Raw genomic sequence first — 21686 nt, 5'->3', positions numbered from 1 at the left:
AAGACCAAACTTAAATTAAAGTTTGGTCTTTTTATTTGTGTACGAAGAAGGGTTGGGAGAGTTACCGTTATATAATTTATAGCAATTTTTCCCGCTTTCTTTAGCCTCGTATAGGGCAATATCTGCTTTTTTTATTAAACTGGATTCAGTAAAATTCAATTGACTAGATGCCGTTGCGATTCCCATGCTTGTTGTAACCGTTAAGGTATGCCCGTTCAGTTTCCATGGCTGCTGGATAGCGTGGTTGATTCTTTCTGCAATTTCTATTGCATTATAGCTTTGAATGTTTGAGAGTAGAATAACAAATTCATCTCCGCCTAATCTTGCTACCATGTCATGATCACGGATAGTTGATTTAATACGAAAACCAAATTCTTTAATAACCGCATCTCCTGTATCATGGCCATAAGTATCGTTAATCAGTTTAAAATGGTCAATATCTAAAAGTATTAGAGCAAGAGGTGTATTATTTGTTAGAAACTGCTCTTTTGCAAACGCAAATTGTTCTTTAAAAAATAAACGATTTGGAAGATCTGATAAACTATCGTGATAAGCAAAATATTTCAATTTGGATTCATATTCTCTTCTTAAGGTAATGTCTCTAGTGAGTACAACCAGATGCTGAAAAGTATTTTTTTGGTTGAACACGGGATTTCCGATGGATTCACACCAAATCATATCTCCTTTAGCATTTTTTTGTCTAAATTGAATAGTAAAAGGTTCACCTGAACTGATCGAATTACGGACAGTTTCTACTAAACGTTCTTGATCATCTGTATGGACATTATGAAGGAAACTTTTCTTAAGATATTCCTGATGGTAGTAACCTAATATATTTTTATAAGATGGGGAAACATATGTAATTTCTCCATCTTTATTAACAAGTGTAATTAAGTCATGAGCATTCTCTGCAATAATACGAAAACGTTTTTCACTTTCTTCCAGCTTGTTAATGCTCTGTAACTGTTCAGTGATATCTTTCAAAATTCCGTATAATCCAATGATTTTCTCATCGATCAAAAGCGGAATGATTTTAAAAATGATGTTAATTTGCTCGCCATTTTTATTTTTAAAGATTAAATCTCCACTTTGATTAGTTCCTTTAAGTGCTTCGCTTATCAAATTATCAAAGTTGCCGGTATCTTCTTTGTCTAATAACTCTTTAAGTGGTTTTCCAAATAATTCTTTTATTTTATAACCGGTAATATGTTCAGTCGCTTCATTTCCATCTGTAATATAACCCATTTTATTTAAAATAAAAATGCCGTCTGTATTATGGAAAAATAAAGAATGATAACGCTCATTACTTTCAGCCAGTCCACTTATCATTTCCATTGCATCTGAAAGCGCATTTCTTTCATGTGTAATATCGCGTACAACCGCTATGATTCGATCAACTTTACCTTTTTCATCATAAAAGGGGCTTAAATCGGTTTCGGCATAATACTTTTTACCATTCTCTTCGTAAACATCTTCATAAGTATAGCTTTTTTGACTTTCAACAACTTTGCTGTATTGCTTATATAAAAATATTGCCTTTTCCTTTGGTTCAATATCCATAATGCTTGAGCCAATAATCTGGTTAGACAAATTTAAACGTTTCATTGCAGCGGTATTAATAAACTGAAAACGAAAATCATTGTTTACAACTTTAAGAATAAAGACCATATCTTTAATACCGTTCATTAAAACTTCTTGATAAAATTTCTCCATAAAAGTTCCCCTTGTTTTAACTGGACTAAAATTTATTTCTTCTGAAGTAAGTATGGGCATCTTCATAGATAAATTCAGTGTTTGGAATTTTTTCATTATTCCTAATTATGGTACTTAATTTATTAATAATAGAAGCTAATCGATTTTCCGTCAATTGATTCACTTTAATGGGTACTCCGTAAGAATAGACTTCCGCAAACTCTTCATTTATCCATCTTAACTCGCTATTTAATTCAAATTCCTCATCCAGAAGGGTGAAACTAATATGAAATTTCATATCCATATTGATGGGAAGTTTTAAATTTGATAATATATTCAAACCGCCAAGGCTTATATTTCTAATCAAAATAGGAGTTTTACCTAATTGGACCGGTTTACCGTTCAGTTCAACTATAGATAAGTTACCCGGTATAGGAAACGGGAATTCCAGTCGGAAAAACTTTCTTCGCTCTTCAATAATTTGCGTAGTATTTGATTTTAGCGGTTTTAAATAGCCACTTACTAGAATTTTTTCAAATTGATCGATTTTAACGGGTTTTGAAAATAGGTAACCTTGAATAATGTCACAATCAATTTGTTTCAGGAAATTTAATTGTTCAAGTTCTTCTACACCTTCAGCAACGATATTTAATTCCAACAATTTCCCTAAGTGTAATGTAGCCGAGATGATGGCATTATCAATTTCATTTTTGTAATGGATATTTTGAATAAATAGTTTATCTATTTTGATTGTGTCGGGTTTAAATTGACGTATCGAAGCAAGTGAGGCATAGCCTGTACCAAAATCGTCAATGGCAATTCGTATACCCATCTCTTTTAGCCGTTGAATAATGGAGTAAGTTCCTATTTCGGAATTTACTATCGTATTTTCAGTAATTTCAAATTCAAGAAATTGTGGTTCAATTTGATACTTCTCAATTTGAGCTTTAACAAAATCAAATAAATCGGTTTTCATAAATCGAATTGGTGGAATATTTATAGCAATCGGTTTAAGGGGCAATCCTTTTTCCTTCCACTCATGTAAATAAAGACAGACTTTTTCAATGACCCAATCGGTAATTATATTAATCATATGGTTTTCTTCCGCAAGTGGAATAAATTCTCCCGGAGAAATCATACCCCACTCTTTATGATTCCAGCGTATTAATGCTTCAGCTCCATATAGTTTTCCATGTTTCGGTTCAACTTGCGGCTGAAAGTATAATTCAAACTCTTCATTTATAATTGCTTTACGCATGTCACGATCTAAAACATATTTTTTATAAGAAGAAATGTCCGCTAAATGAGAGGAGAGTTGATAGGTGTTTCGGCCTTCTTTTTTGGCTTGATAGAGGGCTGTATGTGCATTTTCCAATAAAACATTTTTCTCTTTACCTTCCTCTGGGAAAAAGGTAATGCCAATACTGGTAGAAATATTTATTTCATAGCCTTGAATGATAAAAGGCTCGCAAATTTTATGGATAATGTTTTTGGCTAACTCGTACACGTTTTCTTTGTCGTCATAATTTTTAATAATCATTATGAAATCGTTACTGCTTAAACGTGCTAAATAGCCGTCTTTCGGCAACAGTTTGCCAAAGTTATTGGCAATAAACTTCAATGCCTGGTCACCGATTGAATAGCCTAATGAACCGTTAATAATATTAAAGCGATCTAAATCTAAACAGAGAACTGCAAAACCTTCATCATATTTACACATATTATCGAGTTGTTCAAAGAGTGATTTCTGATTGGGAAGTCCTGTTAGTGCATCGTAATTTGCTAAATAATCTAGTTGTGCTTTCAGTTCCATTTCTTGAGTAATATCTGTAATTAGTCCAAAAACATTTGAAATTTCCCCGTGTATATTGATTTCCGGGACCACTTCTTCCAAAAGCCATTTAATTTTGCCGCTTCCACTAATAAATTGGTATATAGTTTGTAAACTTTCTCCAGCCTCTACTTTTTTTATCGCACTATCTAGTTGGGAAACAGAATTTGGATGGACCATTTCATACCAAGTTTCCGGATTATCGTACAATTTAGAGATTGGAATATCGACTATAGTTTCCAATCCTTTAGAGGCAAATACAAAACTCCCGTCACTGGCATCGCGAACCCAAATACCCGATGAAAGATTATTGAAGATTTTTTTGTAGTTTTCGTTTTGTTTTACTATTTGATTTTCCAGTTCAATTTGCTGAGTTATATCCCTAATAACACCGATAATTTTATAAGGTTTTTGATCCTCAAATAATACTTCAGCACGAACTTTAATAAACTTTATCTCGTTAGTCTTACCGTGATAAATCCTAAATTGATTTGTATAGTTTTTTCCAAATTTAATTGCTTCATTAATTTTTTGATAGGCATGTTCGTAATCATCTGGATGAACTAACATATAAGGATCACCCATATGCATATATATATCAGGTTCTAGTCCAAAGATATGATAAAAGTTTTCTGAACAAAATAAATGATCGTTTTCAATTAAATACTCCCAGCTTCCTATTTTTGCAATCTGCTGGGCATGCTTTAAATGATTTTTATGTGATTCCAACTGTTCCGTTAAAATAATCTGATCCGAAACATCAATAGCGCTTAAATAAACTCCCTCTACTACTTGATCAATTGTTATAGGGATTAAAGTTAGGGCTAGCCTTGATTTTTGATTGTTATTATTTTTTATTTCAATCATGCACTTTTCGGAATTGCCACTTAATGTTTGTTTGAAAACATCCGATAAAATTTTAAATGTAGGTTCAGTTAAAACAGTTTGGAAATCCTTTAATGTATTTACCGTTTTCCCAAAAAAAGAACTTACTCTTTTATTATCTGAAGTGATTATTTCTGCATTATTTGAAAAGATAAAAATAAAGTCAGGATGATTATCTACAATAGACGTAAAGTAATTTAACAGCTCATTATTTTCCGTTTTGATATTAGCATAATTTTGGATAGACTCACTCTTAGTAAAAAATTGTTTAAATTTATTTATTTTATTATCATTATTCATAAAATCCCCCTTTAAATTCTTGATTTAACGATACGACCTGTATACAAATAGTATTGATAAAAAACTCTGTGATAAAACGAATTAATATGCCTGTTATTTATTAAGTATATGTACATATAAAAATTCAAAAATTCAACTGTCTAATAGGCTTTCATTGATAATTACGGGACTATTGTATTAAGACTATGTATTTAGAACAAAATATGTATATTTTAAATACCCGTTTTTTTTTATAAATAATCACATTTGGTAAAATTAAATTTGTTTTTAAATGATTCATTAGATTATTAAATCAATGACGATTCAAAAGAAGTTTTTCCAGTTTGAATAATTACCTGAAAGTTATGATAATGTACTAATAGGAAGAAATAGTGGGGTGATGTGGATGAAAAAAAATATTGGAATCGGTATTATTTTAGTGCTTGTCATCACAATGCTTGGCACTTACATAAAAGCTGAAATCAATCAAAGTACGGCAATCAACGAAAATGCAATAGGAAAAGAAGTTGAACTGGGCGAAGAAGTGGGCCTCCAAAAAGGTCAGTTTGCACCGGATTTTACATTATATAATTTACAAGGCGAGCCACTGACACTTTCTGAGCTGAGAGGAAAGCGGGTCGTGCTGAATTTCTGGGCAACGTGGTGTCCGCCTTGCGAAGCTGAAATGCCGCATATGCAAAAATACTACGAAAAATACCGTGAAGAAGACAATGTGGAAATTGTCGGTGTCAATATGACGTATGCAAACGAAAAACTGGAGCGTGTGGAGCAGTTTTTAAAAAGCTATGAGATCACATTCCCGATCGTACTAGAACAAACAGAAGCAGTCGCCTATCAATATGAAATTATAACAATGCCGACAACGTACATGATTGATACAGAAGGGAAAATACAAAAGCAAATCATTGGCCCGCTGGATTTGGATGCATTGCGTGAAAATGTCATGCAACTAGATTAAGCTTGGAGAATGCGCAGACCGGCATCTTAAATATCTTCATTTTGTGACGTTTAAATTCGACTTTATAAGTATGATTCTTTCATTCACTTCATAAATTTTATGGAACGGAGGAGAATTCGTGCGGAAAAGTCGGATTTTTTTATTAATTGTTGTAATGGTGTGTATCGGTGTAATTGTTTATGGTGTTATGAAAATCAAGGCGCAGCCAAAAGAGGAACAGGCGGGTTTTGCGGTAGTCAATGAACTGCATGAGTTAATTACGAGCGAATCAGTTTATGATGTCAACTCTGAAAAATTGGTGGAAGGTGCACTGCGAGGGATGGCAAATGCAATAAATGACCCCTACAGTACTTATTATTCGGAGCAAGAAGCAGCATTACATAAACAGACGCTCGCAAGTGAACGAATCGGCATTGGTGTGGAATTGGCAGAAGCAAATGGTAAGATTATCGTCGTAGCTCCTATTAAAGCATCGCCTGCAGAAAAAGCGGGTATTCGACCATTGGATGAGCTTATACAAATTAATGAAGTGCGACTTGACGGAAAATCTATGGGGGAAGTTCGTAAGCTGATGTATGGTAAGGAAGGGGAAGCTGTGGAGCTTGTCATTTATCGACCGGAAATGGATCAGCATTTAAAGTTAGTCATGAAAAGAGAACGTTTGAAAAATGATACGGTGGAAGCTGAAGTTCTCGAAGTAGAAGGGAGAAAACTTGGCTATATAACGATCAATCTTTTTGGTGAAAAAACAGCAGACGAATGGAAAGAGGCTCTCGATGAGGTAATTAAGGAGGAAGTGGAAGGGTTAATTATTGATGTGCGGGACAATCCAGGTGGCTATTTACATAGTGTTGCCCAAATGATGAGCATGTTCGAGCAAAAAGAAAAAATCTTTGCGTATATGCAAAATCATGATGGTGTAACAGAGCCACTGAAAACAAAGAAAGTGGAACAGTTCCAGCCTTACGCAAATTGGTTGCGTGACACGCCTTTAACTCTTATCCAAAATGAAGGAAGCGCATCAGCCAGTGAAGTGTTTGCAGGTGCCCTACAGGACTGGAAACGTTCGGTCATTATTGGAGTGACGAGCTTCGGTAAAGGAACGGTCCAACAAACATGGGATCTTCAAAACGGCGGAGAAGTAAAGTTATCAACGAACAAATGGCTTACCCCTTCTAAAAAGTGGATCCATGATGTAGGAATAGAGCCGGATGTCGAAGTGACACAGCATCCTCTATACAGTGTGGAAACAAAAATACTGAAAGGGCGCTATGAAGAGGGAGAATACAGTGAAGAAATTGCCTACAGCCAGCGTATTTTAAGTGAGCTGGGCTACGCTATCAGCCGGACAGATGGATTCTTTGATAAGGATACAGCTCAGGAAGTAGAAAGCTTCAGACACAAGCATGATATTGCAGAAGGAAGCTATATGGATGAAGTATTTTTCAATGAATTAACGAAAGAACTGCAAACATTCAAACAGTCTAAAGTTAACGACATGCAGCTGCAGATGGCGATTAGTTATATTATGCATCAGTTTGAATAAGGGATAGTGGAAAAGATATTGAAAGCTCGTTTCTTAACGAAATGGGCTTTTTTTATTTGATTAACATTTTATTTAAAAGCGAACTGAAAAAATTCCACCTTATTTACCTCCTCCATAAATCTCCGAATCTCTCACCATGCCTTTATTTCATTTCCGGTACAAATGGGACTACGCATTCCGTAAAGGATTTGGTACAATTATTCGTACGGTAGGTGAGAATATGGATGGAACAGTTTTGATTGAAATTTTAAAAGGGATTGGCCGATTTTTTATAAATCCTTTGTTTTATATCGCCATCATTTCCGCAGTTTATTTAGGATATCGCCGAGTGAAGCGCGAACGAAGGTATTTTAACCGACGGATACTAGGTGGCTGGTCCGAGCTGAAAAATATGCTTGCGATGGGCTTTATGCTGTCCGTTATTATTTCCTTATTTAGTCTTGTAATAGGCTTAACAGTATCACTCGAATTATTGACAATTGTATTTATTGTAAGTTTCGTAGGTTTGATCATTTATATGTATCAATTATTATCGCCGGCAATTGTTATGGCGGTTGCTTTTTGCGGGATCGTTTGGATGCAATGGCAAGATTGGTCATATACAATCGGAACTATTGAATTGGCAGGGAGAAATGTTACGGACGATCTTGTTATGACCGTTCCGATTATGACAGGACTCTTGCTGATGGCAGAAGGAATTTTAATTCGCCGGTATGGTGCCCGTTTTGCTTCACCGATTGTTGAGAAAACAAAGCGTGGATTAAATGGAATAGGCTATTTTAGTAAACAGCTTTGGATTTTGCCTGTCTTTACGATTATTCCAGGTGAAGGCATTCAAAATTTTGCGCCTTATTGGCCACAGTTTACGGTCGGAGCAGAACAGTTTTCGATCATCGTTTTCCCGTTTATTATCGGATTCCAGCAAATGGTGCGTCAAAAGCTGCCGATGAATGTTTATCCTCAAATGGGACGTTCAATTATTATGATCGGGCAATTTGTGCTGATCGTCGGATTGGCTGCATATTTTCTGCCGGTACTTGGTGCTGCTGCATTAGCATTAGGTGCGATTTCACGCACAATTATCGGCATTCATTATAGTCGTTCAGAAGACCGCAATAGTTATGCTGTTGTACGGAGTGATAAAGGTGTGATGATTGCCGGCATTTTACCGGATTCTCCTGCAGAGAAAATGGGACTTGTTGCAGGTGAGATTATTAAGCGTGTAAATGGACAAGATGTTTTTACAGAAGAAGATTTGTATAAAGCATTGCAGATCAATGCTGCCCATTGTCGTTTGGAAGTGCTTGATCATTCAGGCGAATTGCGTCTTGCCCAGCATGTTGTCCATCGTGATGATAATCACAAAATCGGGTTATTAGTTGTTAGTTAATTTCAAAAGAATCTCGGTAATGCGAGGTTCTTTTTTTTGGCTGAAACGGGTATAAACAAATTATGTTAAGATTAAATTGTACTAGACAGCATTGGATAACTTCAGGAATTTTTATCGTTTTTGGTAGGGGTGATTGATTTATGTTAGATTGGCTGACAATCGATAATTTAGAAACAATTGTAGAGAAATATAAGTTATTAGGTCCTTTTTTCGGAATTTTATTAACATTTTTAGAATCATTTATACCGATATTGCCGCTGTTCGTAATAATTATTGCCAATGCCGCAGCATACGGTTTATTTTGGGGATTTTTACTGTCCTGGCTTGGAACGGTAGCAGGATCATACATGTTCTTCCTCATGATTCGCATGTTCGGAAAGTACCGTCTCTTCCGCCGGATTAAAGAACAGAAACAAGTAAAAAAACTGATTAACTGGGTGGATATTAGAGGATTTACCCCATTGTTTGTGCTGCTGTGCCTGCCGTTTACACCTGTTGTCGTTGTCAATACGGTTGCTGGTTTATCCAATATAAAAAAGAAATATTACTTTTTGACACTCCTTATTTCAAAACCCATTTTAATCTTTTTAATTAGCTATTTAGGCAGTGATTTGCGTGATATTTTAACCTCTCCTGTAAAACTTATTATTTCAGCTGTCATTATTTTAATCATTTGGGGAATCGGAAAATTGATTGAACATATTTTAAATAAGCGTGTGGAAAGAGATTTGCGAGAGATTGGAAAGCTACGAAAACATAAATAAATTCTACGAGTCTTGTCTTTTAACAAATTGTGAAAAGACAGGGCTTTTTTGTATGATTGCAATTAATGCGCGAACATGTATTCTTATATTATAATAGAAGAAAGAAATAAAAGTGAGGTGGGATTTGTGACGTTACGAGTTATATCAGGACGGGCAGGCACGGGAAAAACAACATTGATTCACCGTGAGATTGTTGAAGATTTAAAAACAAATATATTTGGACATCCAATTTTTTTATTAGTTCCTGACCAAATGTCGTTTACAGCGGAATATGAGCTGACGACGAATTATGACATTGAAGGAATGATGCGTGCACAGGTAATGACATTCAAACGGCTTGCCTGGTTTGTGCTGCAAAATGAAGGCGGTATCGCCCACGAACGCATTGACGGCACAGGGTACCGCATGCTGTTGCGACGTATTTTGGAAGAACATCAGGAAGAATTCCTACTATTTAAACGAGCGGCAGGTAAACCTGGTTTTACGAAGGAAGTCGAGCAGATTTTAAAGGAATTCAGTCAATATCATATCGATGTGGAAACAATCGACCCGCTAATCGAATCATTAAAATTAAACGGTGCAAGTGAAGTACTGCTTCATAAATTGCATGATCTGAATATTATTTTAAAGCAGTTGCATGAGCGAATCGGGACAGATTATATTGATGGCGATGGCTATTTTCCACTGTTAATTGAGCGCATTCCGAAAATGGAAAGCTTGCGCGATACCCACATCTATTTGGATGGGTTTGTTTCATTTAACGGACAGGAATTTGCCATTTTAAAAGAGCTTCTTATTTATGCAAAGCGTGTCACAATTGTTCTCCCGATGGAAAACCCAGAAATGGATTTACTCGAAGGATCGGTATTTTACAGAGCTGCGGTGACGTACGACAAAATAAAGAATGAGCTGCAAAAATTACGTTTCGAACGAGGAATTGATATTGAAGAGGAGGCGCGTGTTCATTTAGAAGTAAACTACCGTGCGACAAATCGGGATTTACTGCATATTGAACATTGCTTCGACAAAATTACGGATACACCAGTCGAATCAACGGGACATACGAAAATATTGGAAGGTGTAAACCCGCGCGCAGAAGTGCAAGGTATTGCCCAGGAAATTAAACAGCTCGTTCTGGAAAAGGGGCTTCGCTATAAAGATATCGGGATAATGTACCGCCAGGCGGATGTATATGATGCGATTATTGGAACGACCTTTACCCAATACGAAATTCCGTTTTTCTCAAATGAGAAGCGTGCGATGCTTTACCATCCGCTTATCGAATTCAGTCGATCCGTACTGGAGATTATTACGACAAACTGGAAATACGAGCCGGTTTTCAGAAGTATTAAAACCGATTTGTTTTTCCCTTACGGAGCCAATTTAGTCGCAATGCGTGACAGAGCGGATATTTTAGAAAACTTCGTCATCGCAAAAGGAATTGTCCATGACCGCTGGATGAAAGATGAAGTATGGCATTATCGCCGTTTTAAATCACTGGAAAAAGTAAATGCCGTTCAGACAGAGGACGAGCTGGAGCATGAGCAACTTTTAAAATCCGTCCGTGACTTAATCCGGGAGCCGGTACTGGCATTGCAGAACCGGTTGAAAGGCAAAAAAACAGGCCGTGAAATTGTAGTGGCACTGTATGAGTTTATGGAGCGGCTTGATATTTATAAGAAGCTGCTAAAAATGCAGGAACAGGAAGAGCAGGCCGATTCACTCCATCAGTCATTGGAGCATGAACAGGCTTGGAATGGCTGGATCCATATTTTGGAGCAATTTGACCTTATGTTCGGTGATAAAATTATGCCGTTGGAAGAAGTAGCGCAAATTTTGGATGAAGGCTTTGAAACACTTGAGTTTGCAAGTGTCCCGCCGACATTGGATGAAGTGACTGTTTCGACTGTCGAGTTTGCACGTTTTGACAATAAAAAGGCAATTTTCGTAATCGGTGTTAACGACGGAGTATACCCGATGCGTATGGAAGCGGGAGGACTGCTGTCTGATGACGAGCGTGAAACATTTGAGAAAATCGATGTGGAATTGGCCCCGGGTATAAAAAGCAGGCTTCTGCAGGAAAGTTTCCTATTTTACCGGGCGATTTCTTCATCGACACAATATTTATATATTACGTATGCAAATGCAGACGAGGAAAGTAAAAGCAAGCTTCCATCGCTTTATATTAACCGCCTGCACAGCATGTTTGAGATTACCGAAAACCAGGGTACCCCCGAGGAAAAAACGGTTCGCACACTGCCACATCGGCAAATTGCAATGGACCCGCTTGATGAACTCCAAAAAGATAATGTGCTCAATTATTTACAGCATCCGTCACCGGCAATCGGCTTCTTAATGACCCAGCTGAAGCAGGCACAGCACGAGCGACGTCCGCTTACCGAAGAATGGGCGGCGTTAAAAGCATTTTATGAACGGGAACAGCGATGGAAAGATGTACTGAATATCGTGGAAAAACCTTTGTATACGACGAATGAAGCAGAACCGCTAACGGAAGACGTAGCGACAGCATTGTACGGGGAAGACTTTTTGGCAAGTGTATCGCGTATTGAGCGCTTTTACAGCTGTCCATATTCACATTTTGCATCCTATGGACTGAAACTGCAGGAGCGTACGGAATTCAAGCTGGAAACATTCGCGATGGGCGATCTGTTCCATGAGGCAATCCGGACAATTTTATCCGAGAAAGAGCCATCGATCCCGCTTACGACATATGTAGCGTGCTATAAAAAGGCGGATGAAACCATTTCAAAACTGGCGGATTATTTCTCGTACAGTATTTTAAAAAGCAGTCACCGCTTTGAATATATTAAAACGAAACTTGTGAAAATCGTGGCACGTACAATTTATGCGCTCATTAATCAAAGTGAGCTGTCGAAGTTTAAAGCGATTGCCCATGAAAAGCCGTTTGGGAAGCGCGACGACAAAAATACGGAACAGGATGACCGCAACCCGCTGGAAGCATTGAAAATCGATCTGGAACATAACCGGAAAATGTATGTACGCGGGCAAATTGACCGTATTGATGCATATAAAGATGCGGAAAATCTGTATTTGCGTGTTATTGATTATAAATCTAGCGGTCGCAAGCTTGATTTTACCGAAGTATATAACGGGATTTCGCTGCAGCTGTTGACATATTTAGATGTAGCGATGAAAAATATTCCGATTATCGCACGTGAAGGAAAGTTCATCCAGGACTTATCGGAGCTGGAGAATATCATTGTCCAGGCGGCTGGGATGTTCTATCTGCATGTGCATAATCCGCTAATTCCTACAGAAGATTATGAGCAGTATGATCGCGTGGAAAGTTTACGTCAGGAGAAGTTCAAGTTAAGCGGCTATATGGTAAAAGATGTGGAAGTGGCACAACTGATGGACAAGTCACTTGAGCCGAGTAAAACATCCATTATCGTACCGGCAGCGTTTAAAAGCGGAGAGAACCCTGAATTTAACAGCCGTTCCTCAAAAGTGATCGAACAAGACCAGATGGAAAACCTGCAGGAATTTGTACACTATAAATTCCGTCAGGCGGGCAATGAAATTTACCGTGGTAATACAGAAATTAAGCCGTACAGCCTGGGTAATCAAAAAGCTTGTACGTATTGCAGTTTTAAATCGGTTTGCCAGTTCGACCAGTCTGAAACAGGCAACAGCTTTAATGAAATCAAGAAACAGCCGGAACAGGAAGTATTTGAAAATATTAAAAAGGTGGTATGTGCAGATGACAATTCCAGAGAAGCCGAGTGATGTTCAATGGACAGATGTGCAGTGGAAAGCCATCTACGCAACCGGTCATGACATATTAGTATCCGCAGCGGCCGGTTCAGGAAAAACGGCGGTATTGATCGAGCGACTGATCCAAAAGATATTAGCGCCTGAAGACAAGCGCATAGATGTTGATGAGCTGCTCGTCGTAACGTTTACAAATGCCTCGGCTGCGGAAATGCGCAACCGTATGGCAGAAGCGCTTGAAAAGGAGCTTGCCCAAAATCCGAGCAACCAATTTTTGCGCCGTCAGTTAAGTTTATTGAACAAAGCGCAAATATCCACGCTTCATTCATTCTGTTTATCAATTTGCCGTGAATTTGCATACACCATTGATTTGGACCCGGGTTTCCGTCTGGCAAGTACAGAGGAAGCTTCGTTATTGCAGGATGATGTGCTGATGGATGTGCTTGAAAAGGCATACAGAGGCGATATGGATACTTTGTTCTCGAAAGAGGAACTTTACACATTAGTCGACAGCTTTGCATCTGACCGCAGTGACCAGGCAATTGAACTATTGCTGCAGGAAATGTATAAAGTATCGCGTGTACAGCCAAACCCGTATGAATGGCTGCGCGCATTGCCGGAGAAATACGATATTGATCCGGAAAGTCCGATTGATGCCCTGGTTATTGCGCAGGAAGTCCGACCGTTTATTATCGGAAGCCTGAAAGAAATCTCCACTCGTCTTGAAAAAGGGTTGCAAATTGTGTCTGTTACACCTGTTTTAGAGAAAAACAAGCCATTGTTTGAAGCTGAATATACAGGGGTTAAGCATGTACTTGAAGCAATGGAGGGAGGCTCATGGGAACAGGCATATGAGCTGATCCCTGCAGTTGAGTTTGGACGTATCAAGCCGTTGGCGAAAAAGGATACCGAGGAAGATAAGCAATATTATGCGTTAGCGAAAAATCATCGTGATACGGCAAAAGAAATGCTGACGGATTTGAAGGAAACATTTTTTGCGCGTCATCCGAAGTTGTATGTCCAGGAAATGGCGGCGACGAAGCCAATTTTGGAAACGCTCGTAAAACTGACGATTGAATACAGTGAAGCTTTTAAAAAGGCGAAGCAAGAGCGCGGCCTGCTTGATTTTTCGGATTTGGAGCATTATGCACTCGAAATTTTGACAGATGAAGAAAGCACCTCAACACCACCCCAGCCATCTGATGTGGCATTGAATTTCCAGAAGCGTTTCAAAGAAGTGCTTGTTGATGAATATCAGGATGTCAATTTCCTGCAGGAAACAATTTTGCAGCTTGTGAAAAACGGCGGTGAGCAGGACGGGAATATGTTTATGGTCGGTGATGTAAAGCAATCAATCTACGCGTTTCGTCTTGCAGAGCCACGTCTTTTCCTTGATAAATATAAGCGCTTTGAAGAGGACCCGTCCGGAACAGGGATGAAAATTGATTTGAATGCCAATTTCCGGAGTCGTTCGGAAGTTCTGGAAGGTACGAACTATGTATTTGAGCAAATAATGGACGAAGAAGTCGGCGAAATTGCGTACGATGAACAGGCAAAACTTAAATTCGGGGCGAGCTATGATGAGCAACAAGTACCGATTGAATTAGTTTTACTGGAAGGTGATTCAAAAGCGCAAATCATTCCGGGAAGCGAAGATGGTTCCGAGGAAGAAAGCATCAGCGCGGCACAGCAGGAAGCACGTTATATTATTCAGCGCATCCGTGATTTAGTCGATCATGGCGGACAAGTGTACAATCCGAAAACGAAATCGATGCGTCCTGTCAGCTACCGCGATATTGTCGTATTGATGCGTTCTCGCACATGGTATACGACGTTTGCAGAGGAATTCAAATTGGCCGGCCTGCCGCTCTATGCTGAAACGGACGGCGGTTATTTTGAATCTCTTGAAGTGATGATTATGATCAACACATTAAAAGTCATCGACAACCCGTATCAGGATATTCCGCTCGCTTCTGTACTGCGTGCACCGTTTATCGGTTTAACGGAAAACGAACTGGCGAAAATCCGTTTAATTAACGGAAAAGTACCTTTTTATGAGGCATTGAAGCAGTATAAAGAAGAAGCAGCGGGTGACATGCCAATCGAAACAGAGGCTAAGCTTGATAAGTTCTTTACGATGCATCAAAAATGGCGCCAGTTCTCCCGTCACGGGGCATTGGCCGATTTAGTATGGCAAGTGTATTTAGATACGAATTATTATGAAATGGTCGGTGCAATGGCGAACGGCAAGCAGCGCCAGGCGAACTTACGGGCACTGCATGACCGTGCATTAAGCTATGAAAAATCGTCATTCCGCGGATTATTCCGCTTCCTGCGATTTATCGACCGCATGAGTTCACGTGGAGATGATTTAGGAATTGCGAAGTCGACGAGTGAAGCAGACGATGTCGTCACATTGCTCACAATCCATAAATCAAAAGGATTAGAATATCCAGTCGTATTTGTAGCGGGCATGAGCCGTACATTCAATACGAAAGATTTAGGCAGCCGCTATATTTTCGATCAGGATTTCGGGTTGGCAATTAAATCGGTGAATCCGGATTTAAATATTATTTCGACTTCTTTACCGCATTTATATGTGAAGGAGAAAAAGCTTGCGAAGATGAAGGCAGAAGAAATGCGCGTCTTATATGTGGCGATGACCCGTGCAAAAGAGCGTCTCATTTTAGTCGGCTCGATTAAAGATTGGGAAAAGCAGAAGGAAGAATGGGCATTTTATCAGGAACTGGAGGATACAGTGCTCCCTGCATACATTCGTTCAAAAGCGAACAGCTATTTAAGCTGGGTCGGTCCAGCTGTTGCACGTCATAATGATTTCCTGTTTGCCAATTACGGCTATTCGAATGAAGCGGCAACAACGAAAGAATGGACTGTACGCATCATTCCAAATCGTGACTACTTGCTTGCCAATGAAGCGGAAACGGTGGAGCATGAAATGGTTGAACAGGCAGTGAATGAAGATATGGTTCAGCTGCTGGCGAAACGTTTCACGACACCGTATCCATATGCAAATGCGGTTACGAAGAAATCAAAAACGTCGGTATCGGAGCAGAAGCGTCTTGAAAGTTTGCAGCGGATGGAAGAAGAGCAGCTTTACAATATGGAAGCGAAGCGCTATGTAAAAACCGATGTACCAAGCTTTATGCTGAAAGGGAAAAAAGAACGCAAGCTTTCGGCAACCGAAGTCGGTACAGCTGTCCATGCCGTTATGCAGCATATCCCGCAACAAGGGTTTACAACGATTGAAGAGACGGAAAGTTATATCCAATCGCTTGTAAAACGTAAGCTGTTGCAGCAAATTGAAGCTGATGCAGTTTCAGCGGAAAAAGTATTTGCCTTTTTCCAAACAGAAGTCGGTGAGCGTTTTAAAAAGGCCAAGCAAGTACTAAGAGAAGAACCGTTTACCCTTAGTTTGAAAGATCAGGAAGGGGATGCCCAAATTGTACAGGGGGTCATCGACTGTATTTTTGAAGATGAACAGGGTAATTGGGTACTTCTGGATTATAAAACGGACTATATCGAAAAGTATTTATTAGGCGATTTTGAGAAAATTAAACAAAAAATGACAAAGTCGTACCAAATTCAATTAAACTATTATCAGCATGCTGTCCAATCAATTAAGCGTATTCAAATAAACGAACGCATTTTATATTTATACAGTATTGGACAAGAAGTGAAAATAGATTAGGGGGATGGACGGTGGATTTTCGCCCAGTAGGTACGAACGAGCGTGTTGCAACACTCGATATATTGCGCGGGGTAAGTTTACTCGGCATTTTATTAGTTAATATGTTTGGGTTTTATTTACCGATGCCGCATATAACCGATTTGAGCAGCTGGTTTAATGAAGTTCAGGATATAATACTCCAACAGCTTTTGGATATTTATGTACAAAGCAGCTTTTATCCGTTATTTTCTATGCTGTTCGGGTATGGATTAGCAATGCAATTTGTAAAAGCAAATGAGACGGGCGCCGATTTTTACCGATTTGCGCCAAAGCGTCTAATTTTATTATTTTGCATTGGAATGTTTCATGCGATTGTCATTTGGTGGGGCGATATTTTGGCCACGTACGCATTTTGCGGAGTATTTTTAATCGCGCTAATTCGTATTAAGGCAAAATGGCTCCTGCTTGTGGCGGTTGCGGTGAATGCTTTGTATCATGGTTTTAATTTAAGTTTATATGTCGCGGCAGGTTTTTTTTCGGCATCAATGGATAGTTTCTCTGTCGATATTGAAGCAATGCAAAGGGCCTTAACAGCATATGGTATCGGGAACTGGACGGATGCATTTATGCAGCGTCTTGATGATTTATCGATTCAGATGAGTGTCATGATGTGGATTTCGTCTTTATTTACAATATTACCTTATATGCTGTTTGGCGCAGCACTTGCAAAATGGCGTATGATCGAGCGGGCAAAAGAAAAAATCATAGTTTGGATCATTTTGGCTGTTGCTGGTATAGGCGGCGGACTTTATATGAAGAGCTTGCCGATATCAGGTGACCAAACATTGGGCAATGAATACTTGCAAGTTTATATCGGCGGACCGCTGCTTGCGATTGGCTATATGGCAGCCATAACATTGCTGACACAATTGCCGGTCATAGTAAAACTGCTGACGCCGATTGCAAAGGCTGGCCGTATGTCTCTCACGCTTTACCTGATGCAGTCCGTTATTTGTACGGTGCTGTTCTACAATTGGGGCTTCGGTTTATACGGAAAAGTGGATGTGCAAATGGGGATTTATATGGCGGTCGGAATTTTCGTTATCCAAGTACTATTTGCGGAAATCTATTTCTCGAAATATAAACAAGGACCGATTGAAGCATTACTGAAAAGATTTACTTACGGCAAACCTGCAGAACGTAAAACGTGAACAAAGATGCACCGAAAGCTTAGTTTTACGAATTAAGCCCCTTTTTGTCAGAAAAGTAAGGCAATTGTTTATATTTTAATGTATGATGTAAAAAAACAGAAGGAGTGCTCCACGTTATGAAATTGTTATCATTTAAAGTAAACGAACAAGTAAAGTTTGGCCCAAAAGTAAAAAAAGAAGAGGCAGTTTGGGATGTTATCGAAATCCAAAACCAACTTAATGTACTAAAAGACTTTCCGAAAACAATTATTGACGGGATTGCACATGGCTATGAATTTGTTGAGCAAGTTCGTAAATTAGTAGAGGCAGCTCAGAATCATGAAGGTGGAGCTCAGTTCAAACTGGCTTATTCTGATATTGAATGGCTGTCGCCAGTTCCTCGTACACCGAAAAATATTTTATGTGTTGGTAAAAATTACAGTGATCATGCCCGTGAAATGGGTGCAGAAAAGGCACCGAAACATATCGTTGTCTTCACAAAGTCACCAACTGCAATTGCCCCGGATGAATCAACATTACCTGTGCATGCAGAGGTGACGGATTTTCTTGATTATGAAGGAGAGTTGGCTGTTGTAATCGGCAAGCGCGGAAAAAATGTTCCAAAAGCAATGGCATTTGACTATGTGTTCGGCTATACAATTGCCAATGATCTTACAGCCCGTGATGCACAGGAGAAGCATAAACAGTTCTTCTTAGGCAAGAGCTTGGAAGGCAGCTGTCCAATGGGGCCGTATTTAGTAACAAAAGATGAAATTCCTGATCCGCATACCTTATCGATTGTGACGAAAGTAAATGGTGAAGTACGCCAAAATGGATCGACGAAAGATATGTTGTTCTCTGTTTCCGAAATTATTGAGACAGTTTCAAAATATGTAACGTTAGAGCCGGGTGATGTTATTTTAACAGGTACGCCTGCCGGAGTCGGAAAAGGGATGAACCCGCCGCAATTTTTAAAAGCAGGCGATGAAGTGAAAATCGCAATTGAAGGAATCGGGACTTTAGCAAATCGATTTGCTTAATTAAATTAGGATATTCATAGCTGCAGATTGCTAGATTCGCTTTTAATAGGCAGTAGATTTTCTGGTAGAAGGAAAATCTACTGCTTTTTTGCGGAAAAGTTTCGTTGTTTTATGACAACTCATAGAACACTTGGCAGATTCCATTGAATTTATAGGGCTTTACATGGTAGGATATTTCCTGTAGAGAATAAATAGAAGAGGTGGAAAATTCGTGGATTTCTTAACTAGTACGACGCATATGCACATCACGACTTGGGTAATAGCATTAATATTATTCTTTATCGCTGCATTATCCAGCAAAAAGATGAAAGCAGTACACATGATCTTACGTGTAATGTATATTTTAGTAATCGTAACAGGGTTGTCTTTATTCCTGGAATGGCGCGATAAGATTACTGAAAGCGGCATGAACTATGATATGAAAGTGTTATTTGGTATTTTAGTAATCGGCTTTATGGAAATGGTGCTAGTACGCAAAAACAAAGGCAAATCTGTCAATATGTTCTGGGTACTATTCGGTATCGTTCTATTAATCACATTATACTTAGGCTTAAGCATGGGTATCGGTGTAAACTTCTAATAAAGGTTGAAGCGTGTAAAAAGTGGAGGTGGCTTTTTACACGCTTTTTTGTATGGAGAAGGGAGGATTCTACTTTTAAGGGGATTCGTTCTACTTTTGTAGTGTTTTGTTCTACATTAGGGGAGAGGTGTTCTACTTTTTGGTTTCCTCTTTCCACATTACAACCTGAAAGTTCTAATATCTCCGGGTGTTCTACATTCAGATGCATATGTTCAACTTTTGAGGAGAGACGTTCTACATTAGGTCGTCAGTGTTCTACTTTCCTGACTCAACGTTTCACATCACCTACAATGTTCTAATATCCCAGAAGTTTCTATATTCGCCAATATTCGTTCAACTTTTGGAGTAAATTGTTCCACATTAGATTCAGGTTGTTCTACTTCATCCCCCTCAACGTTCCAGATTCCACCTGAAACCTTCTAATAAAACACAACGCGCCGTCAATACCTAACCATATCAAACACTCTATACACATTTCTGACACGTATTTGTTGAATTTCCTATAAATAACTATTTAAGCTAGCTACATTTATACCTTTTTTGGTAAAATGACGATGGACTGTATATGAAAGAGAGGGAAATGAATGGGATTTAATAAATGGTTTCGTACATTAGCTGCGGGTGTGCTGCTTTCGACTTCATTGTCAGTTGCTGCTGTTGCAAATGCGGAAGAGCGTACAATTGCAGATGAAAGTATATATGATGTTTTAGTGGACCGTTTCTTTAATGGTACCGGTAAAAATGATGATGATACAGTAAATGCGCAAGACCCGACGATGTTTGCTGGCGGGGATTTCAATGGATTGCTGAAGAAAATTGATTATGTTGCAAATATGGGCTATACGATACTGTCAATTGGCTCTGTATTTGAGACTGAAAAATATGATGGGTCGATGCCTACGAGCTATACAATGTTCGACCACCGTTTTGGAACAGCAGAGGAATTTAAAAACATGGTCGAGGCTTATCAAAAACGTGAAATCAAAATGATGGTTGATTTCCCGATTTCCAATGTTAGTCCAAACCATGAACTTGCTGAAAAACAAGGATTTGTGGCATCTGAAAATGATGGGAAAATACAGTGGGACTTAACGAATGAAGAAGTACAGAATGAGCTCATCAACAGTGCTGTACAATTTGTAAATACATATAAACTAGACGGGGTTCGATTGACGAATATTGAACAAGCCGATATTGCTTTTTTAAATCGCTTTATTGAGCAGTTAAAAGCAGCAGGTGCCTATGTTATTACGAATGCAGAAAGTGATGCAGATTTTGACGCGAAATTTTACAGTGATACTGCTGCCAACTTTACGAATGCATTTAAAAATGTTGATTTAAATACGACAGTACTGGAGCCTCATATCGAGGAAATGCTTTCAGGGACTCCGGTATTATCGATGACCGATACTATCTGGTCGAACCGCTTCACATTGTCGGCAACAGAGGAAGGCATGTATCCACCGACACGCAGTAAAATTTCCATTGCGAGCACGCTTTTACTTCCAGGTGTGCCAATCGTACAATATGGATCTGAAATTGCGATGAATGGGGAAGCGGGTGTTGAAGCACACCAGTACTACAATTTTAAAACAGACTCGGAATTAGCCGATTATGTCGGGAAGCTCCAGTCATTAAGAAATGATTCCGATACTTTGCGTAACGGGGAATTTAAATGGCTAGAAAATAAAGACGGCTATGTTGTATTTGAACGCAAATCCGATGAAGAAACATGGATCGTAGTCATTAATAATAGTAGTAAAACAAAACGTGTGCATATTCCTGTTGCTGAGCTGGGTGAGGGGAAAGAAGTTCGCGGAATGTTCAACAGTGAAATCATCCGTGAAAATAAGGACGGCAACTATGCGATTATTTTAGACCGTGAAATGGTCGAAGTGTACCAAGTAATTGAAGCGCGTGGCATTAACACCTCTTATATTGTGGCACTTGGATTGGTCGTTGTTTTATACACAGCATTTATGATTGTGATTATGAAGCGCGGAAAAAAACGCCGTGCGGAGAATTCAGCGCACTAAATAAAACAGCCTGAAGAAGCAGACAACATGCTT

The 21686-nt window shown here is 38.9% G+C and carries 12 protein-coding genes; 10 read left to right on the top strand and 2 right to left on the bottom strand.

What is annotated here, in order from left to right; genetic code table 11:
• Positions 1–15 precede the first annotated feature (15 nt).
• On the bottom strand, positions 16–1713 hold the full coding sequence (locus ACQKN3_RS10560; protein WP_427711216.1) for a sensor domain-containing diguanylate cyclase: 1698 nt from the start codon (positions 1711–1713) through the stop codon (positions 16–18).
• Between the two features lie 25 nt (positions 1714–1738).
• A complete protein-coding gene (locus tag ACQKN3_RS10555) occupies positions 1739–4708 on the bottom strand; it encodes an EAL domain-containing protein (protein ID WP_427711214.1) in 2970 nt (989 codons plus the stop codon).
• Positions 4709–5093: 385 nt separating this feature from the next.
• Between ACQKN3_RS10555 and ACQKN3_RS10550 the strand changes: the two genes are divergently transcribed.
• From ACQKN3_RS10550 to ACQKN3_RS10505, 10 genes are all read left to right on the top strand, one after another.
• Positions 5094–5666 (top strand): peroxiredoxin family protein, encoded by a 573-nt coding sequence (locus ACQKN3_RS10550; RefSeq protein ID WP_427711212.1) that lies wholly within the window; start codon positions 5094–5096, stop codon positions 5664–5666.
• 118 nt (positions 5667–5784) lie between these two features.
• Positions 5785–7212, top strand: a complete 1428-nt coding sequence (locus tag ACQKN3_RS10545) for a S41 family peptidase (protein WP_427711210.1) — start codon at positions 5785–5787, stop codon at positions 7210–7212.
• A gap of 220 nt (positions 7213–7432) precedes the next feature.
• Positions 7433–8602 (top strand): PDZ domain-containing protein, encoded by a 1170-nt coding sequence (locus tag ACQKN3_RS10540; protein ID WP_251689736.1) that lies wholly within the window; start codon positions 7433–7435, stop codon positions 8600–8602.
• Positions 8603–8742: 140 nt separating this feature from the next.
• Positions 8743–9366: a TVP38/TMEM64 family protein gene (locus ACQKN3_RS10535; RefSeq protein WP_251689734.1), complete on the top strand. Its 624-nt coding sequence runs from the start codon at positions 8743–8745 to the stop codon at positions 9364–9366.
• 126 nt (positions 9367–9492) lie between these two features.
• Positions 9493–13134 carry a helicase-exonuclease AddAB subunit AddB gene (gene addB, locus ACQKN3_RS10530; protein WP_427711208.1) on the top strand — a complete coding sequence of 1214 codons (3642 nt, stop codon included), beginning with the start codon at positions 9493–9495 and terminating at the stop codon, positions 13132–13134.
• Positions 13109–16828, top strand: coding sequence for a helicase-exonuclease AddAB subunit AddA (gene addA / locus ACQKN3_RS10525; protein ID WP_427711206.1), 3720 nt, complete (start codon positions 13109–13111; stop codon positions 16826–16828). The genes addB and addA overlap by 26 nt, the downstream gene beginning before the upstream one ends.
• An 11-nt stretch (positions 16829–16839) precedes the next feature.
• On the top strand, positions 16840–18018 hold the full coding sequence (locus ACQKN3_RS10520) for a DUF418 domain-containing protein (RefSeq protein WP_427711204.1): 1179 nt from the start codon (positions 16840–16842) through the stop codon (positions 18016–18018).
• Between the two features lie 116 nt (positions 18019–18134).
• Positions 18135–19037: a fumarylacetoacetate hydrolase family protein gene (locus ACQKN3_RS10515; protein ID WP_427711202.1), complete on the top strand. Its 903-nt coding sequence runs from the start codon at positions 18135–18137 to the stop codon at positions 19035–19037.
• 211 nt (positions 19038–19248) lie between these two features.
• Complete coding sequence (locus ACQKN3_RS10510) at positions 19249–19617, top strand: YisL family protein (RefSeq protein ID WP_427711200.1); 369 nt, start codon at positions 19249–19251, stop codon at positions 19615–19617.
• A gap of 584 nt (positions 19618–20201) precedes the next feature.
• The gene (locus ACQKN3_RS10505) at positions 20202–21653 is read left to right on the top strand and encodes an alpha-amylase family glycosyl hydrolase (protein WP_427711198.1); all 1452 of its coding nucleotides are present in this window, start codon (positions 20202–20204) and stop codon (positions 21651–21653) included.
• Positions 21654–21686: the final 33 nt, after the last annotated feature.

The organism is Solibacillus sp. NPDC093137 (assembly GCF_050280445.1).
Taxonomy (GTDB): Bacteria; Bacillota; Bacilli; order Bacillales_A; family Planococcaceae; genus Solibacillus; species Solibacillus isronensis_B.
Note: the sequence above shows the minus strand (reverse complement) of the source record. Positions and strands in the feature narration are given on the sequence as shown.

Bases quoted from the DNA above. Each gene is read 5' to 3' on its own strand.
- ACQKN3_RS10560 (WP_427711216.1), bottom strand. From the start codon at position 1,713: ATGGAGAAATTTTATCAAGAAGTTTTAATGAACGGTATTAAAGATATG.
- ACQKN3_RS10555 (WP_427711214.1), bottom strand. From the start codon at position 4,708: ATGAATAATGATAATAAAATAAATAAATTTAAACAATTTTTTACTAAG.
- ACQKN3_RS10550 (WP_427711212.1), top strand. From the start codon at position 5,094: ATGAAAAAAAATATTGGAATCGGTATTATTTTAGTGCTTGTCATCACA.
- ACQKN3_RS10540 (WP_251689736.1), top strand. From the start codon at position 7,433: ATGGATGGAACAGTTTTGATTGAAATTTTAAAAGGGATTGGCCGATTT.
- ACQKN3_RS10535 (WP_251689734.1), top strand. From the start codon at position 8,743: ATGTTAGATTGGCTGACAATCGATAATTTAGAAACAATTGTAGAGAAA.
- addA (WP_427711206.1), top strand. From the start codon at position 13,109: ATGACAATTCCAGAGAAGCCGAGTGATGTTCAATGGACAGATGTGCAG.
- ACQKN3_RS10515 (WP_427711202.1), top strand. From the start codon at position 18,135: ATGAAATTGTTATCATTTAAAGTAAACGAACAAGTAAAGTTTGGCCCA.
- ACQKN3_RS10505 (WP_427711198.1), top strand. From the start codon at position 20,202: ATGGGATTTAATAAATGGTTTCGTACATTAGCTGCGGGTGTGCTGCTT.